This window comes from Paenibacillus sp. Negev47 (genome assembly GCF_058313655.1).
On sequence record NZ_CM177754.1, the window covers coordinates 6,106,764 to 6,123,941 of the forward strand.

At 43.6% G+C, this 17,178-nt stretch carries 18 protein-coding genes; all 18 read right to left on the reverse strand.

All coding sequences use genetic code 11. From position 1 onward, the window contains the following. Positions 1-101: 101 nt before the first annotated feature. The 18 genes from AC4G47_RS27510 to AC4G47_RS27595 all read right to left on the reverse strand — a co-directional run bounded on the left by AC4G47_RS27510 (position 102) and on the right by AC4G47_RS27595 (position 17,071). Entirely contained in the window at positions 102-1,010 is a 909-nt protein-coding gene (locus AC4G47_RS27510; protein WP_145324344.1) for a YitT family protein, read from the reverse strand. A 93-nt stretch (positions 1,011-1,103) separates the two neighbouring features. Further along, positions 1,104-2,217 (reverse strand): peptide chain release factor 2 gene (gene prfB / locus AC4G47_RS27515; protein ID WP_491103698.1). Its coding sequence is split into 2 segments (ribosomal slippage): positions 1,104-2,144 and positions 2,146-2,217, totalling 1,113 coding nucleotides; the frame shifts between segments, so codons are not numbered across the junction. Positions 2,218-2,459: 242 nt separating this feature from the next. Then, positions 2,460-4,964 carry a preprotein translocase subunit SecA gene (gene secA / locus AC4G47_RS27520; protein ID WP_458124292.1) on the reverse strand — a complete coding sequence of 835 codons (2,505 nt, stop codon included), beginning with the start codon at positions 4,962-4,964 and terminating at the stop codon, positions 2,460-2,462. A gap of 792 nt (positions 4,965-5,756) precedes the next feature. Next, positions 5,757-6,320, reverse strand: coding sequence for a ribosome hibernation-promoting factor, HPF/YfiA family (hpf, locus tag AC4G47_RS27525; RefSeq protein WP_491103700.1), 564 nt, complete (start codon positions 6,318-6,320; stop codon positions 5,757-5,759). A 421-nt stretch (positions 6,321-6,741) separates the two neighbouring features. Next, positions 6,742-6,939, reverse strand: a complete 198-nt coding sequence (locus tag AC4G47_RS27530) for a cold shock domain-containing protein (protein WP_024631599.1) — start codon at positions 6,937-6,939, stop codon at positions 6,742-6,744. Between the two features lie 328 nt (positions 6,940-7,267). Continuing rightward, the gene (locus tag AC4G47_RS27535; protein ID WP_491103701.1) at positions 7,268-7,609 is read right to left on the reverse strand and encodes a flagellar protein FliT; all 342 of its coding nucleotides are present in this window, start codon (positions 7,607-7,609) and stop codon (positions 7,268-7,270) included. Further along, entirely contained in the window at positions 7,602-8,012 is a 411-nt protein-coding gene (gene fliS / locus AC4G47_RS27540; RefSeq protein ID WP_491103703.1) for a flagellar export chaperone FliS, read from the reverse strand. The genes AC4G47_RS27535 and fliS overlap by 8 nt, the downstream gene beginning before the upstream one ends. A gap of 18 nt (positions 8,013-8,030) precedes the next feature. Further along, positions 8,031-9,917, reverse strand: a complete 1,887-nt coding sequence (fliD, locus tag AC4G47_RS27545; protein ID WP_491103705.1) for a flagellar filament capping protein FliD — start codon at positions 9,915-9,917, stop codon at positions 8,031-8,033. Positions 9,918-9,935: 18 nt separating this feature from the next. Continuing rightward, positions 9,936-10,319, reverse strand: a complete 384-nt coding sequence (locus tag AC4G47_RS27550) for a flagellar protein FlaG (protein ID WP_491103706.1) — start codon at positions 10,317-10,319, stop codon at positions 9,936-9,938. Positions 10,320-10,457: 138 nt separating this feature from the next. After that, the gene (locus tag AC4G47_RS27555; RefSeq protein ID WP_491103707.1) at positions 10,458-11,663 is read right to left on the reverse strand and encodes a flagellin N-terminal helical domain-containing protein; all 1,206 of its coding nucleotides are present in this window, start codon (positions 11,661-11,663) and stop codon (positions 10,458-10,460) included. A gap of 144 nt (positions 11,664-11,807) precedes the next feature. Continuing rightward, positions 11,808-12,053, reverse strand: coding sequence for a carbon storage regulator CsrA (csrA, locus tag AC4G47_RS27560; RefSeq protein WP_491103709.1), 246 nt, complete (start codon positions 12,051-12,053; stop codon positions 11,808-11,810). Between the two features lies 1 nt (position 12,054). Then, the gene (locus tag AC4G47_RS27565; RefSeq protein ID WP_491103710.1) at positions 12,055-12,534 is read right to left on the reverse strand and encodes a flagellar assembly protein FliW; all 480 of its coding nucleotides are present in this window, start codon (positions 12,532-12,534) and stop codon (positions 12,055-12,057) included. 52 nt (positions 12,535-12,586) lie between these two features. Next, positions 12,587-13,156 (reverse strand): DUF6470 family protein, encoded by a 570-nt coding sequence (locus AC4G47_RS27570; RefSeq protein WP_491103711.1) that lies wholly within the window; start codon positions 13,154-13,156, stop codon positions 12,587-12,589. A 16-nt stretch (positions 13,157-13,172) separates the two neighbouring features. Then, positions 13,173-14,093 (reverse strand): flagellar hook-associated protein FlgL, encoded by a 921-nt coding sequence (gene flgL / locus AC4G47_RS27575; RefSeq protein WP_491103713.1) that lies wholly within the window; start codon positions 14,091-14,093, stop codon positions 13,173-13,175. Positions 14,094-14,117: 24 nt separating this feature from the next. Continuing rightward, on the reverse strand, positions 14,118-15,671 hold the full coding sequence (gene flgK / locus AC4G47_RS27580; RefSeq protein ID WP_491103714.1) for a flagellar hook-associated protein FlgK: 1,554 nt from the start codon (positions 15,669-15,671) through the stop codon (positions 14,118-14,120). 19 nt (positions 15,672-15,690) lie between these two features. After that, positions 15,691-16,194 (reverse strand): flagellar protein FlgN, encoded by a 504-nt coding sequence (locus tag AC4G47_RS27585; protein ID WP_145324373.1) that lies wholly within the window; start codon positions 16,192-16,194, stop codon positions 15,691-15,693. A gap of 11 nt (positions 16,195-16,205) precedes the next feature. Then, on the reverse strand, positions 16,206-16,490 hold the full coding sequence (flgM, locus tag AC4G47_RS27590; RefSeq protein WP_047840678.1) for a flagellar biosynthesis anti-sigma factor FlgM: 285 nt from the start codon (positions 16,488-16,490) through the stop codon (positions 16,206-16,208). A gap of 176 nt (positions 16,491-16,666) precedes the next feature. After that, positions 16,667-17,071 (reverse strand): TIGR03826 family flagellar region protein, encoded by a 405-nt coding sequence (locus AC4G47_RS27595; RefSeq protein ID WP_336762415.1) that lies wholly within the window; start codon positions 17,069-17,071, stop codon positions 16,667-16,669. Between the last annotated feature and the right edge of the window lie 107 nt (positions 17,072-17,178).

Genomic DNA, 17,178 nt, shown 5'->3' on the forward strand with positions numbered 1-17,178 from the left:
TCCTCTCCCGCCATTTCGGAGAAGGATGTGCCTGTTTTTTACTTGTCTTGAACTTCCAAACTTATGAGCCTACACGGCTCACTCGCTATTTTCTTACGTTGTCACACATGTTCTCCCCGCTTAAAGCCTTCGCCGAGCACTTCGTGCGCGTTACTGATAATAACAAAAGCTCCCGGGTCAACAGACCGGATCAACGCTTTGAGTCTAGGAACCTCATTTTGCCCAACCACTACCATCAGTACTGTTCGTTGATCGTCGGTGTAACCGCCTTTGGCTTCCAGTTTCGTTAATCCACGATCCAAGTCATCCAGAATCACTTTGCTAATCGCTTCCGTCTGGTTGGAGATAATATAAGCCACCTTGGAAAAGCCTAACCCCATCTCAACGGCATCGATCACTTTACCAGTAACATACAACCCAATCAGCGCATAGAGAGACTGTTCCAATGACAATACAAAAGCAGCCATAATAATAACAGTGGCATCCATAATCACAACACAGAGAGAGTAACTAAGTCCACTGTACTTCTGCACGATTCTGGCAAGGATGCTCATGCCACCTGTTGATCCTCTACCTCGATATACAATTCCGATCCCAAGACCGACTCCAATTCCCCCATATAGTGAACCAAGTAACGGATTCGTTGTTGGAATCGCCCAATCTTTCGTAAGATAGACTAACAGTGGCAGGACAATACTTCCCAGTACTGAACGAACACCGTACTGCTTCCCAATGAGCAGGAAACCTGCGATCAGGAGTGGAATGTTAATCGCCCACTGGGTGTATGCCGGCTCCAGATTGAGCCACTCTTTGCCCAGGATGGATAACCCGGACACCCCACCCGAAGCGATCTGATTCGGTAATAAAAATAAATTAAAGGCCACTGCGATTAAAAACGAACCTACAATGATGGATACCGTATCCACTACGTTCCTCCATGGGCCATTGAGTGGAATAAGGCTAGTTATCCTCTTTTTGCGGTTATTGTGAAGTTGTGATCGTTGTTGCATGTCATCTTGCTCTCCTTTTGTCTGTAAACTCAAAAAAAGCTCCTGTACACACCAGCATACGCCTACACGTATGGGTCCATACAGGAACTTATATTAGTCGGTTTCCACTTTAATCTGGCTGCGCAAATAACCATCGATGAATGCATCGAGGTCGCCGTCCATTACTGCTCCTGTGTTTCCAGTCTCTACACTTGTACGGTGATCCTTTACCATACTATAGGGATGGAACACATAGGAGCGAATCTGGCTACCCCATGAAATATCCGATTGATCTCCTCGGATTTCATCCAGCTGTTGTTTTTGCTCTTCAATTTTACGCTCATACAATTTCGAACGGAGCATCGTCATCGCACGCTCACGGTTCTTGATCTGTGAACGCTCATTCTGACACGTTACAACCACACCTGACGGAAGGTGAGTAATCCGCACGGCAGAGTCGGTGGTATTGATATGCTGTCCACCCGCGCCACTTGCCCGATACGTATCGATCTTGAGATCCTCTGTGCGGATGTCCAATTCAATCGTATCATCAATCTCCGGTACCACATCACAGGATACGAAGGACGTATGTCTACGGCCCGATGAGTCAAAAGGAGAGATCCGCACCAATCGGTGTACACCCTTCTCGGCTTTCAGATAACCATAAGCGTTATGTCCTTTGATCGACAACGTAACACTCTTGATCCCAGCCTCATCACCTGGCAGATAATCCAATACCTCAACCTTGAAACCACGCTTTTCGGACCAACGTGTATACATCCGGAGCAACATCTGTCCCCAGTCTTGAGACTCGGTACCACCCGCACCCGGGTGAAGCTCCAGAATCGCATTCATTTTGTCGTACGGTTGATTCAGAAGCAGTTGAAGTTCGAACTCTGCAACCTTGTTCACGATCGCTGTAATACTGTTGCCAATCTCGCTAGCCAAGTCATCGTCGCCTTCTTCATCGGCCAGTTCTATCATCATCACCGCATCATCATAATCTTGTTGAAGTTTGGTGTATTGATCCACAGATCCCTTTACTGCGTTTAGCTCAGCGATTACGGATTGTGCCTTGTCACTGTCGTCCCAGAAATCCGGGGCAGACATCTTCACTTCGAAGTTCCCGATCATCTCTTGCTTCAGATCTAAGTCAAAGAGACCCCCTAAGGTTTGTTAGTTTCTTGCCTATTTCACGCAGGTCATGCTTCACGTTTGGATCGATCATGTGCAATTCCTCTTTTCATTAAGATAAGCTCCCCGCATCCAGGGCATTCCTCCAGATCAAGTATCTGATGCGCCACCCTGGTGTTGAGATTACTGGTGTATCAGTATATCTCTTCTCCGTGATTATGGTCATATTATTATAACTATGCACCATTAACCGGTTTTGCATCCTTCACTTCATCCTATGGAACACCCGGCTGCGAGGAGCCGTTCATGTCATTCGTGTATAGAAAAAACCTTTAACTACTCTTGACCGTGGCAGTGTTTGAACTTCTTGCCACTACCGCATGGGCATGGATCGTTACGTCCGATTTGGTCAGAAACCTTCACTGGACGTTTCTCAGCAGGCTCACCGCTTGTCGAGATCTGACTTTCCTCAACAACCGCTTGACGCTCCTGATTGCTCTCGATCTGTGCTCTCATCACATATGTTGCTACTTCTTCCTGAATCGAAGCAATCATCTGATGGAACATCTCGAAGCCTTCGAACTGGTACTCACGCAGTGGATCTGTACCACCGTAGGCACGAAGGTGGATACCTTGACGCAACTGATCCATCGCATCAATATGATCCATCCACTTGCTGTCTACTGCACGGAGCACAACCACTTTCTCGAACTCACGAACCATCTCTTCGCCAATTCGCTCTTCACGTGCATTGTACTTGTTCTGAACTTTCTCAAACAGGTACTCGATAATCTCTTCTGCTTCCTTGCCCCACAGATCATCTTTCGTTACCGAATTGTCATCCAGCAATTTGCTGTTCATGTAATCGGCAACTTCCTGTAGCTCCCAGTTCTCCGGAATATCGTCACTGCAATGTGCCCCAACGATACGTTCAATGGATGGCTTGATCATATCCATAACGATCTGTTTGATATTCTCGGATTCCAGTACCTCGCGGCGCTGTTTATATATAATTTCACGTTGTTGGTTCATTACATCATCATATTGGAGAACGACTTTACGTACGTCAAAGTTGTTACCCTCAACACGTTTCTGCGCCGATTCTACTGCACGGGTAATCATCCGGCTCTCGATCGGTTGGTCTTCTTCAAAACCAAGGCGCTCCATCATGTTCAATACATTGTCTGCACCGAAACGTCTCATCAATTCATCACCGAGTGACAGGTAGAATTGTGTTGAACCCGGGTCACCTTGACGTCCTGCACGACCACGCAGCTGATTATCAATCCGGCGTGATTCGTGACGCTCTGTACCGATGATATGAAGGCCTCCTACTTCAGCTACGCCTTCACCCAAGATAATATCCGTACCCCGTCCAGCCATGTTGGTTGCAATCGTTACTGCACCCGCTTGTCCAGCTCCTGTGATGATCTCTGCTTCTTCAGCGTGGTACTTGGCGTTCAGTACCTGGTGTTTTACACCACGGCGTTTGAGCATGTCAGACAGGCGCTCCGAGTTCTCGATGGACACTGTACCTACCAGAATCGGCTGGTTCTTACTGTGGCGTGCCACGATCTCTTCCACAACGGCATTGAACTTGCCATCGATGCTCTTGTACACGACATCTGCCATGTCATCCCGTTTGTTCGGACGGTTGGTTGGAATTTGCAGTACTTCGAGACCGTAGATTTTTTTAAACTCTTCTTCCTCGGTTTTCGCTGTACCCGTCATACCCGCCAGTTTACGGTACATCCGGAAATAGTTCTGGAATGTAATTGTAGCAAGTGTCATGCTCTCGTTCTGTACTTCAATGCCCTCTTTGGCTTCAATCGCCTGGTGCAATCCATCACTGTAACGACGTCCAGACATCAGACGACCTGTGAATTCATCAACGATCATGACTTCCTCATCACTCACCACATAATCCACGTCGCGACGCATGATAACGTTGGCTTTCAACCCCTGTACGATGTGATGGTTAAGTGTAACGTTGGCATGATCATACAAGTTCTCGATACCAAATGCTTTCTCTGCTTTTGCTACGCCCGCCTCAGTCAACGCTACGGATTTCACCTTGATGTCTACCGTAAAGTCTTCTTCAGGAACAAGTCGCTTCACAAAACGGTCTGCTGAATAGTACATGTCCGTCGATTTCTGAGCTTGTCCAGAGATAATGAGTGGCGTACGCGCCTCATCGACCAAGATGGAGTCCACTTCATCAATGATACAGAAGAACAATGGACGTTGTACCATTTGCTCTTTGTACAGCACCATGTTGTCACGCAGATAGTCAAAGCCAAATTCGTTGTTCGTTCCGTACGTAATATCACATGCATAAGCATGCTGCTTCAAAGCATGGTCCATACCGCTCAGGTTAACCCCTACCGTCATGCCCATGAATTCATAGATTTGTCCCATTTCCTGGCTATCCCGCTGTGCCAAATAGTCATTGACCGTAACCACGTGTACACCTTTGGACATCAATGCGTTCAGATATACCGGCAGTGTTCCTACCAGCGTTTTACCTTCACCCGTTTTCATCTCGGAAATACGGCCTTCATGCAGAGCGATACCGCCCAGCATCTGTACATCGTAGTGACGTTTGCCCAGTACACGGCGTGATGCCTCACGTACGGTTGCAAATGCCTCTGGAAGAAGTTCATCTGTCGTTTCTCCCTTTTCAATACGAGCACGGTATTCGTCCGTTTTACCTTTCAGTTGTTCATCAGACAACGCCTGAAATTGTGGTTCCAGTTTATTGATCACATCGACCGTCTTCATCAGACGTTTAACATCACGTTCGTTCATGTCGCCGAAGATCTTTTTGACAAGTCCTAGCATGGTATACCCCTTTCGCGCAAAACAGAATAGACCCCCTGTTGCCGCCACGCGACACCATCGGATGGATGTTGCATCCACTTGCCCGGGGGTGACAAACAATATAAAAAGTAATATAGGATGAATCAACTTCAGGCTTGCCAAGGGTTCCTCATGAAGCTGATTCGGTATTCAAACGGATTCGGTTATTAAAAACTAGCCGAAGCCCGAGCCTTGCGAATCATGTTCATGGTGCTGTGCCTGTCATTGATTATGATTAGCGATCATTCGTTGACAATTCTCCATCAGGACAATGATTCTCTTTGCATAAATTGTAACAGTTTGTAAGGGTCGCCGCAACACGCCACGGCACACTTCTTTGAACTTCTGAAGGATCTCAAATCGAGTTTAAGTGCAAAAAATCATAGTCGTTAGCCGAAGCCATCGATTGCCATGTTTGATTTTGCACGGTAGACTGCCCTGCCAACGAATTTTTATGGTAAATTTGGATGGAAATCTCAATATCCAGTTCTCGAATGCATGTGTACGAATATTTTCGTAACCATCTGAATCTGGTCGTATCATTGCACAGTTTGTGCTTCTTCTTACTATCTATTAGACGCAGCAGCATAGGGAATAGTTTCACCATTTTATTTCCAATGGTCATTTCCCAGCCCCTTTACGCACAAAAGAGCCCCATCCCCTAAGGGATGGAAGCTCTTGTTAAGTCTAATCAGGAAACTACCTTTCCTGTGTTCATTATTGAAATTTAGATATTCATATGCAAGTCCGATCCGATGATCCTGTACGTTAAGATTAACCTTGTTCAATCAACCCGTACTTACCATCGTTCCGTTTGTAAACCACGCTAACTTCTTCACTATCAATGTTGGAGAATACGAAGAAATTGTGGCCAACCATGTTCATTTGGAGGATTGCCTCTTCCACGTCCATTGGTTTCAACATAAAGCGTTTCGTCCGTACAACTTCCAGATCATCTTCATCCGTGTCCACATCCAGTTCAGCTGTAGCTACAGTGCCTGTTGGATCTTCAACGAAGAGTGTTTTCAGGCTGCCTTCCTGGCGGAACTTACGGTTAATTTTGGTTTTATGTTTGCGGATCTGACGTTCCAGCTTGTCTACCACGGCGTCAATGGATGCGTACATATCGTCGCTCTCATCCTCAGCGCGGAGCACAATGCCTTTCAAAGGGATCGTCACCTCTACCGTATGCAAGCCTCTCGTCGTGCTCAATGTAACAGCACCGTCAGAGTTAAGGGGTGCATCGAAATACTTCTCGAGTCTACTCAACTTTTTGTCGACATAATCCTTCAAAGCATCAGTAACCTCGATTTGTTGACCTCGAATACTTAAATTCATAGGGCACTCCTCCTTTTTCCTTTGCCACTCCATTATAACACGAATGTAAGCGCCATGTAAAAACTCACGGTGACCGAATAATGACATCTGTTCAAGCCACATCTGCCAACGTAGGCATAACGCCATATTTCGCGATATTTCATCATAATCAGCCATAATCGCAAATTTACATGCTATGTCTTATTAGGCGCTTGATGATGTAATTAACCCATTTCGAGCATACTCAATCTATTATGTAAAATGAACTTCAATCTATCTCTTAAATCTATTAAATTTTTAAGAATATTGTTTCCTGAATGATCCTTAAATCTCGAATTTATTAGAACAAAAAAAGACCCCGGAACCTACCGGAGTCTGATGCTAGCGATAATTCAATTTGGTAACCATCTAACCATATATGTAGGTCGGATTGTCCGGATGATTATAATTTGATTACGTTAGCTGCTTGCGGTCCACGCGCGCCTTCGACGATGTCGAATTCTACGGATTGACCTTCTTCCAAAGTTTTGAATCCTTCGGATTGAATTGCGGAGAAATGTACGAATACGTCGCCGCCGTCTTCAGTTTCAATGAAACCGTAACCTTTTTCTGCGTTGAACCATTTTACTTTACCTTGCATGCACTAACATTCCCTTCGTCATCAAATGAAGTGAAGCTTTCGGCCTTAACCTCTGCCCACAATTCAGATAATACCACCCAAAGTTATCCATTGTCAATTGGTAAAGTAAATGTTTTCTTGGAATTTTTTGTAGATTAATTGGGGATTGTGTTGAACGGTGGGATATCTTGAATATATCAGGAAATTGGCGGGTTGATAAGTCGTGGGAGCTAAGATGAAGTGACCTATTTTAACATATATTATCAGCAAAAACACCCTTCACACAATCAATATGACTACTTACAAATCAGTTTAGTCGAGAGTTGCATGAAGGGTATTTATATGTTTCTTATTTTTTCTTGTCCATCAAAAAGCTATCTGGCGTATAGCTCGACTCGTAAGCATTTCTCTGTGTCTTGGCCTGACCGCGCTTATGCAACCAATCCTGTGCTTCCAGTCGCAAAACGTTCATACGTGCTACAATCTCATGATCATTGCTTAAGAGCTGTTCAATTTCCATCTTCTCAGTTAAACTTGCGGCCTGTAATGCGAACTGTTCAGCGAGTCCATCAATAATGATCTGACGTTCCTCAACAAAAGCTTCAAGCTGTTCATAATTCGCTTCATACAATATATCCATAATAGTTCCCGTTAGCTGCTGAAGCTGGGTCATGTACGTCAATTTATCCATGAGCACTTTCAGTAGAAACAGGTGATGCTTCTTGTCCTGCAGCAATTTTGGAAGCCTGGAGCCACGTCTCACGTAGATCCGTTAAATATCCCACTGCTTCTTCGGCTTTGGTCACATCTTTACGAATATTCGCTTCTACAAGCAGATAATTTGTATATTCATATAGTGAGTACAGACTCTTCGAAATATCATAAGAGCGATCCAGGGTACTCATCAATTCACTAACAATGGTTTGAGCTTTTCCAAGATTCAGATTCGCCTTCTCATTATCCTTCTGCGCCAACCCATCCATAGCCGTCTTCACAAAACGAATTGCCCCGTCATACAACATAATAACCAACTGCGCAGGGTTCGAAGTCTGAACCGAGGATTGACGGTATTTATCATAAGGAGATGTAATCAAATGGTCTCACCCTTTAAATTAAGATAGTCCCATACTGGACAAAAGACTCGACGACTGTGTTTGCAATTTATTCATCGCTGATTCCATCGCAGAAAATTGCTTGTAATAGCGATCTTCTGTCATTTGAAGGTTTCTTTGCATCGTTAATATACGACTATTATAACCTTTAAGTTGTTTCCCGATGACACTTTCCTCTTTAAAAGTACTCGTTAAATCCATCGAGAATTTATTGGTACCCGCGCGAGCAGAAATCATATCTAAAGTGCCTGTAATGCTATTTGTTAATTTATTGAAGATGCCTGAATCCGGAGCATTTGCGGAACCTTGAAATAGATCAATAGTAAGTTGAGGGTTAGCACTTATAGCATTTTTCAGCTTCGTCTCATCCGCTATAACCAACTTACCGTTCTCCATATAATTTCCTGTAGTAATACCAATTGCATTAAGACTTCCAAGTTTCTCCGTAATTGCTTCTCTCATTTTCGAGAGAACACTTGTGATTATGTCGTTATTTTTGAATAAACCGCTTTTGGCCTTCTCTGTCCAACTATCAATTTCGCCTTCTTTCAGTTCCTTTTTTTGTTCATCTGACAGAGGCTTAAAGTCACGATACTTAGTTTCATTAACTTTGCTATTAAGTGCTTTTATTAAATTATTGTAGTCCTCTATGAAACCCTTGATAGATTCCAGTGCCTTATCCGGATCACTTTGGGTTTTAACATTGGTAGGAACGTCTGTACCGCTACTATTAGTAACGTCCAATAATGTAAGTTGAACACCGTTGATAGTGAAAACGTTACTATTAACGTTTTTTATAGGTTCACCATTAATTGTGACTTCTGCATTCTCACCTTTAATAACCTCTTTGATCGCATCCGAGCCCTCAGCAAAAGGTACAGCTCCCTTGAATAGATTCAAAAATTCGTAGGAAGCTCCGCCCATCTTCACTTCTCCACCATTATTACCGGTGATCGTTAGTTTACCGCCATCGACTTTTGCAAACACATTAGCCTCTGTTTTTGAATTAATTGCTGATACTACTGCATCTATTGAGGTCGAAGCATCGAATGAAAAGTTATTCCCATTAATGCTGAAACTGTATCTTTTGGCTGGTGCACCCGGATCAGGATCTTTTCCATCCAGCATCTTTTGCAATTCAGCCAGTGTTTGGTTATTCGTGACGGTATTACCCGCCCCATTCGTTTCCACCACTGTCTTTTTGGAAAATAACGCTATCAATGAATTGCTTCCAGCCGGAGTATTAACTACTATCTCCCCTGCTTCCCCTCCAACCTTCGAGGCAATCGACAGCTTTCCAGTTATCTCATCATAACTTGCGACAGCATTGGCTTTTTCATTGGAATTGATCGTTGCTATCATAGAAGATATAGATGTCATACCATTAAATAGTGAATTGCCTGCACTATCCTTAAAGCTCACTCCATTAATGGTAATATCAAAACCTTTCTTAAGATATGCAGCCTCTTCTTCTTCACTAAGCTCTGACAATGCGATACCATCTAGCTGTGCCAGTGAAGTTGAACTAGGTACGCCTTGGCCTAAGCCAGGAGTCTGAAGTGTGGTTTTGGTAGCAAGTTTAGTTACACTGACCTTCATATCCACTCCGGTTGCCGTTGCCGTAGCTTCTGCTTTTACTGCAGTTGTGTTACCTGTAGTTACAGCTTTATTCGCATTTAGAGAGTCAGACTTTTTATATTTATCGTTCAGCTTATTTGTACGAAAATCATATAGCACACTGTTCAATTCACGGTACCCTTCTCTGGTCCACTGTAATATTTGCTTATCCTGATTAAGTTTATCTAGCGGTACCCGCTTCGTTGCCATCATGCTCTTGACCATACTATCAATATCCATGCCAGAAAACCCATTAATTCTTGTAACCAAAATCAGCACCTCCAAATATTAGATTTTCTCGTCCACCAGTATACCTGCGATTTCCATCATTTTAGCAACGAGATCCAGCGTTTTCTCTCGGGGAACTTCACGAATTAACTCACCGGTATCCTTATTAAGTACCTTCACCATAATATCATGCGTCTTCTCGTGGATGCTGATCTCCAGCGTGGTTTGAGGCCCTTGTAGAGATTTCACTGCTTGTTCAATCGTTCGAATAAGCTGCTCTTCAGCAACAGATACGTGTGTACCTTGCTTCTCCCCCGTCCCTTTAATATCTTGAGTTGGAGAAAATGGTTTTACCTGTGATGTCGGTTCTGTGCTGTGACTGCTCTCTGTACTGCTAGGTTTATTTGTGGTAGAACTAGCAGTAAGTGAAAACTGTACATTCATTATCCTGACCTCCAGCGACGCTTATTTATATTATATATCGGTTTCATTTAGGGATAATTTAGGATTTTATAGCTGTCAAGCGAGAAAAAAAGAAAAAAGCTCCGGGAAATCCCGGAGCTTTGGTCATACGAGAAGAAATTAACGAAGCAATTGCAGAACACCTTGTGGTTGTTGGTTAGCTTGTGCCAACATCGCTTGTGAAGCTTGAGCAAGAATGTTGTTCTTCGTTTGAGCCATCATTTCTTTAGCCATATCCACATCACGAATACGGGATTCAGCTGCACTCAAGTTCTCGGAAGCTGCACCCAAGTTGTTGATTGTGTGTTCCAAACGGTTTTGCATAGCACCCAGGTTACTACGTTGGGAAGATACTTTTTGCATAGCGTTTTGAACGGTTTCAATTGCAGTAGCAGCACCGAATTTGCTGGAGATATCGATGGATTTAACACCCAGAGCGTCTGCACGCATATCTCCTACAGAGATAAATGCCGTTTGACCTGCATTAGCACCAATTTGAGTCATGATGGAATTATCCAAATCACTGCTTGCAGCAACATCTTTACCGAATACAAAAGTCATACTCTCTCCGACTTTCATGTTTACATGTAAATCTCCGACTGCTAATGTAGTTGCGCCACCATTAAGAACTCCAGCTCCAAAAGTAAGGGTATCTTTATCTGTAATTGTAATACCCGTAGATTCTTTACCATCTGGCCCAATGATTTTATAATCATCAGCATCAAATCCAGTAGCAGTAGGATCTGCAGCTCCAGTTCTTACAATCATGTAAGCACCATCAGAATTAGATTTGGTAGCAGCTGTACCAGCCGCTGTATTTAAAGCTTCTAGGGCTGCAGAATCAATTTTAACACCGGAGTTATTGTTAACTTTTGCTGTACCAGCTACTGCTTCAGTTACACCTTTAGCAGAACCGTCCAACAATTTTTTCGTATTAAACTCTGTAGTGTTACCGATACGATCCAATTCAGTAACCAATTGTTTAACTTCGGATTGAAGTTCTTTACGGTCAGCATCTGTGTTTGTATCATTCGAGGATTGAACAGAAAGCTCACGCATACGTTGCAGGATGCTGTGGGATTCGTTCAATGCGCCTTCAGCAGTTTGAATCAAAGAGATCGCATCTTGTGAGTTTTTGGAAGCCATGTCCAAACCACGGATTTGACCACGCATTTTTTCGGAGATTGCCAGACCGGCAGCATCGTCACCGGCACGGTTGATACGAAGACCGGAAGACAATTTCTCGATATTTTTGTTTGTGTTAGCTGTGTTAGTAGACAGTTGACGATGAGTGTTCATCGCTGCGATATTGTGGTTGATAATCATTTGGTATTTCCTCCCTGAAATTGAGTTAGTTCCACATCCATGTGGTAAACGCCGCGACATTAAGGTCGGCCGCCCTGCCGAAGCAGCGTCTAAATAATATATCGACAGGAGGGGATCAACTGTTTATAGCAAATTGGAATTATTTTATTCTTTTTTAGTATTATTGTTCCGCAAGCGTTCCATAAACGCTTCAACGTTGACTGTCAAAGGCGTTGCAGATTCACGATTAGCTTCCTGGATCGATGTATAAATCTCCTGACGAAAGATATCGATATGCTTGGGTGCAGAAATTCCAATTCGCACGGTATCCCCTTCTACAGCGAGCACAGTTACCTCAATATGATCCTGAATTACAATAGACTCGCCCTTTTTTCGTGATAATACCAGCATGTCAGACTCCACCCTTCGCTGAGTTTGCTTCATCTTCTGCCCATATGAGATGACGTGTCTCATAGCTGGATTGATGGAGTACAACTTGCTTACCCACACGATTTTCGGGATTAAGCACAACTGGCGCAAGTAGATTCATTGTAGATTTATTTGTTTGAGAATGGATTGTAACTATGGAGTATACCGATACCTGATCCACGATGCCCATCTCTTCCTTATCTACCTCACTCAGTTCAAAACTATAATCAGATACAAACGTAAATGGACTCACTAACAAGAAAGATAAATCGGGTTCTTGCAGCGACTGTAAGTAACTGAACGGTGTACCCGCCCATGGAATCAAGGCAAATTCCGTCTCTTCTTCAAATCCCGGCAAACCTTTCGGAAACTGATATACATCGTCCCCACTAACCTCTACTTCTCCCCACGTGCTTGTATGAATAATAATACCAAACGCCTCCTTGGCGAAGAATTTATGCAAAAAGAGCCATAGTGGGCTGCTTCCAAGACCGTCTATAGCTCTACATTATAACTCACAACCCCATATCTATGGCAGGTGGAGTGTATTGAACTGATGCGTATTGTTTCACGTAGATATCTAGCTTGCCTCTTTGATACTCAATTTCCGGTTTATTAACAATAACATTCATTTCAGAAACAGCTGGTTCATAACTAATATCTGGCGGTCTCGTATCAATTTGAATATCTACGTTATCAAATGATGCGGGAGTTCTTGTTTCTGGAAAGGGCTTGGACTGCCAATCCGCACCTATAATATCAGCTATCGTATTCCCCGGTTTATGGATGGCAGCTAATTGATTCCCTTGCTGAACACGTTCAGCCATGTTTTGCAAGAACTGTTGCTGAATTCCTGAATAGATACGTGCATTCATGTCAATCATATTTCCACCATTATAGGCAGAGAAAGCTTTGCTCTGATCTACATGAAGAGTGATCGGATGACTCTGAACGGTTAACTTCGCCGGTCTGGTATTAAGCTGTACTTCCGCCTTAGGCTGACGAATAGAGTACTGACCAGGGTTAGTATCCATATTCAATATTGATGCCGTTGTTCGAATCTGAACAATGGGAAGAGTCTTCAAGGCGTATTTCCCCTTCCTATCTAAGGAAATCCACTAACGACGGAGAAATAATCTTAGCTCCAGCAGATAGGGAAGCATTATAAATATTCTCCTGTATTTTAGCTTTCATCATCACTTCTGCAACGTCTGCATCCTCCACCTTGGCCTGCATATCCGTCAGATTAATCTCAAGATCAGTCAAACGATCCGTCATTAAGTCTACCCGGTTAGTTTTCGCACCAATCTCGGCGCGGATTGCCAACATTTTGTTCATTCGGGTATCTATATTTTCTAATTGATTCGATAATCCCTTCGTATCCCCACTTGCTAGTGCCTTTATAATATTGTCGACTGTCACGAACAAATGATCATCTTCTGTTTCAAAGCCGAATACTTCATTGCCATTTACATTAATGGGAAGCTGCACACTCTCCCCAACAATAAAATTAATTTTCCCCTTGTCTGTAGCCACTGATGCTGCATTCGTCGTATCCAAGGAACCGTCTGCACTAGTAGGGAAATCATACGGCTTAACATCATAGGTTTCACCATTGAAAATATACTTACCATTCAGTTTACTGTTAGAAACATCAATAAGTTGTCCCTTAAGTTGTTTCACCTCTTCATTGATACTGTCAAGTGCAGACTGGGGGTTGGTATCTGTTGCACCTTGTACCGCTAACTCGCGAATACGTTGCAATACACTACCCGCTTGATTCAGAACGGTATCGTTAAACTCCAGCCAGGAAACCGCGCTATCCACATTTTTCTGATACTGCTCATTGGATGAGAGTTCTGCCCGATAACGAAGGGAGTACGTAATCCCTACCGGATCATCCGAGGGTTTATTAATTTTACGGCCCGTTGCCAGCTGGGTTTGTGTGTTATTCATCTGCTGAGCATTCCGGTTCAGGTTCAAAAGTAGCTGTGAACTGAGCATATTATTGGTTATTCTCATGGTCTGTTATGTCACTCCTTACTATTATCTGCCTACTACACCAGTAGAGTTAATCAATTTATCAAGCAGTTGGTCATATGTCGTCATAAAACGAGCAGATGCACTATAGGCATGCTGAAATTTAATCATATTTGCCATTTCTTCATCTAAGGATACGCCACTAACCGATTGACGTCGGGTGTCCACTTGCTGTACAAGAAACTCCGAATTTGACGTTTGACGTGCAGCTTCCTGAGACTGTACCCCAAGTTGTCCCACCATCGAGCTAAACTGTGCGCCAATGGTTGCATTGCGCAGGCCGTCCGCGGTCTTCATTGATGTATCCTTCAGATTGGCAATTAGAATAGCAAGGGTATTATTTCCTTTAATCACTGTTTCTGTTCCAGAAGCATCCACAGTTCGTAACGAAGTAGCAATCTTGTTCGGATCTGCCAGGATTTCTGCGTTCAATGAGATATTACCAGCTGTAATAGCCGTACCACCACCCGATGCTGTGAAGAATGGTAGGCCCGGTGCGGTCGTTCCGTCCATACTGTAACCAAGTTGATGCAGACCATTTAAGCCTTTTACTGTTACCGTCAGATCTGCAACCAGTGTACGAGCAGCCCCTGTATATGTAACACCATCCAAAACAGTGTTGTCAGGCAGGACAGAACCAGCAGGAATCGTAAGTTGGATATCTCCGTTAGCCAACGTGTTGGCTAAGTCATCCATTTGTTTCTGATAATCAGTCACCAAAGTGTCTCTGGACTTAATCATGCCGTGGACCTCGCCGTTGGTGAGCGTACCTGCTGCATACGCAGCATTCAGAAAAGCAGGATCTACCGCTACTTGTACCGCTCCACCTGTGACCAGTGCCTGTCCATTCATCTGAATCTGGTATCCTTGCGGAGAATCAGTGACAGTAACATTTATAATTTTGGACAATTTGTCCGTCATCAGATCACGTTGGTCACGCAAATCGTTGGCATTGTCACCAAGAGACTCTACTTTCACAATGGCGCTATTAAGATTCGCAATGTTACCCAGGTAACCTTGGATCTCATTACCTTTGACCCCGATGTTGTTATCCAAATCCTGACTAAGCGCATCCAGTTGGCGGCTAATCTGGTTCATCGCATCTGTTAGCGCCAGAGTCGTTTCTTTCACAATTCGACGTGCTGTAACGTCCTCTGGGTTTTTACTTAGATCTGACCATGATTTGTAGAAGTTATCCATAACCGTTCGAAAACCCGTATTGGATGGTTCGTTTACAATAGCTTCTAGTTTCTCTAGCGTATCTCTCTGAATGGACCAACTCCCGAAGTTGGTGTTTTCATTGCGATACTGGTCATCCAGGAATTTTTCACGCACACGTGTAATGGAATCGAACTCTACACCTGTACCGAGTTGTCCTGGTGTTGTGCTATGCAGAAATGCGAACGGCTCCATTGGAATAGATGCCTGCATGTTTACCTTTTGGCGTGAATAGCCTTCGGTGTTGGCATTGGCTATGTTATGGCCTGTTGTGCTAAGAGCTGTCGTCTGTGTGAACAAACTGCGTTTAGCCGTTTCGATTGAATGAAATGTAGATGTCACCTGGTTTCCCCCTAATTAATCAGGCACGCGTGTCAAACAGACCGATTCGCCCTGGATTGCCGTTCTTATCAGCAGGATGCTGATATGTGGCATCCTGTTCTGGCCGAGAAGCAAAGATGTCCATGGATAGGTCAATAAACATCAACGATTGCTCGATCAGCTTTTGATTCAGTTGATTGATTTCCTTTAATTCCTGCAGTGTTCCCGCCAGCTTCTTCTGGACTTCGAGCAATCGCTGTTTGTCAGCCGGGTCAAAAATCAGCTTCGAGATCTCGGTGATATTCAGGTTCAGCATGGACTTGATGCCTCGCTCCTGTAGCAGTTCGTGAACTGCGCTCTGCCGCTCGATCTCCAATGGCTCCTGTTGTTTCATGAAACGAGATTCTTTGTTGAGGAGGGCAATGAGTTCATCCACATCGTTTTTGACAATGACCTGTCTCTTGACCTCACTGAGTGCCAGCATATCGCGGTGACTTTGTTCCATTTGCTGCAAAACTGCAATCAATCTGTCCAGTGCTGCCATTACGTGATCACCTATTCCTTATCAAAAGACTTAAAATACGGCAGCAGCTTGTCAGCAAGCTTACTGCTATCTACCTGATACGTTCCTGAACTGACCTGTTCTTTCAGCTCCTGTATCCGTTGTATGCGTCCTGCATCCTGTGTACGACTTTGTTCCTCAAGCATCTTCATCGCCTCCGGAGAAATGGATACTTCGTCCTTACGGCGGCTCTTCTTGGCATCAGCCTGCTGATTGGATTCAACGTTCCTCTGATATGAATTGATGGCGCCAATCCTACTCGGTTCATTGATTTTCATTTAACTTGCACTTCCTTCCACATTAGAGTTTTACGACGATATACGTTTTTCTTACTTTATCTTTATGTTATCAAAATGATTAGGATAATAAAAAAAACCGATAATCTTTAATAAGTTTATCGGTACGTTTCAAAACATTTGTTATAGCAAAACATGTATTTGAGCCCTCGCTCCTATTAATCGCGTAGTTTGTCGACAGCATTGTAGGTTCGTCCGCCTACATTGTTGTTATCCTTCTGACCTACTTCACGAGCTGCTCCTGCCAAGTCTTTCGTCAAACGATTACGGCAAGAATCACACATATGACCTTCACGAATCAATGTACCGCATACTTCACAAGGATACATCATATTCGGGGCATTCTCGATGGAAATTCGTCCCTCACGAATGAATTTGGTAATGTTTTTAATTGAAACTTCTGTTGCATCGGATAGTTCCTGTATGTTGGTGCCCTTGTTTTCGCGCAAATAATCTACACAGATCTGATATTCCAGCTCTATTTCCTTAATACAGTTTGAACATACATCTCTAAAATTTAACGCATATAATTTACCGCAGCGAGGACAATTACCTAGATTCATCGCTAAAACGCCCCTCTCAAACTTCCGTTTCCGAATAGATAATAACTATACATTACCTTATTTTCTCTGATGAAGCCATAGTCTATTTACAAAACAAAAGAGGGAAA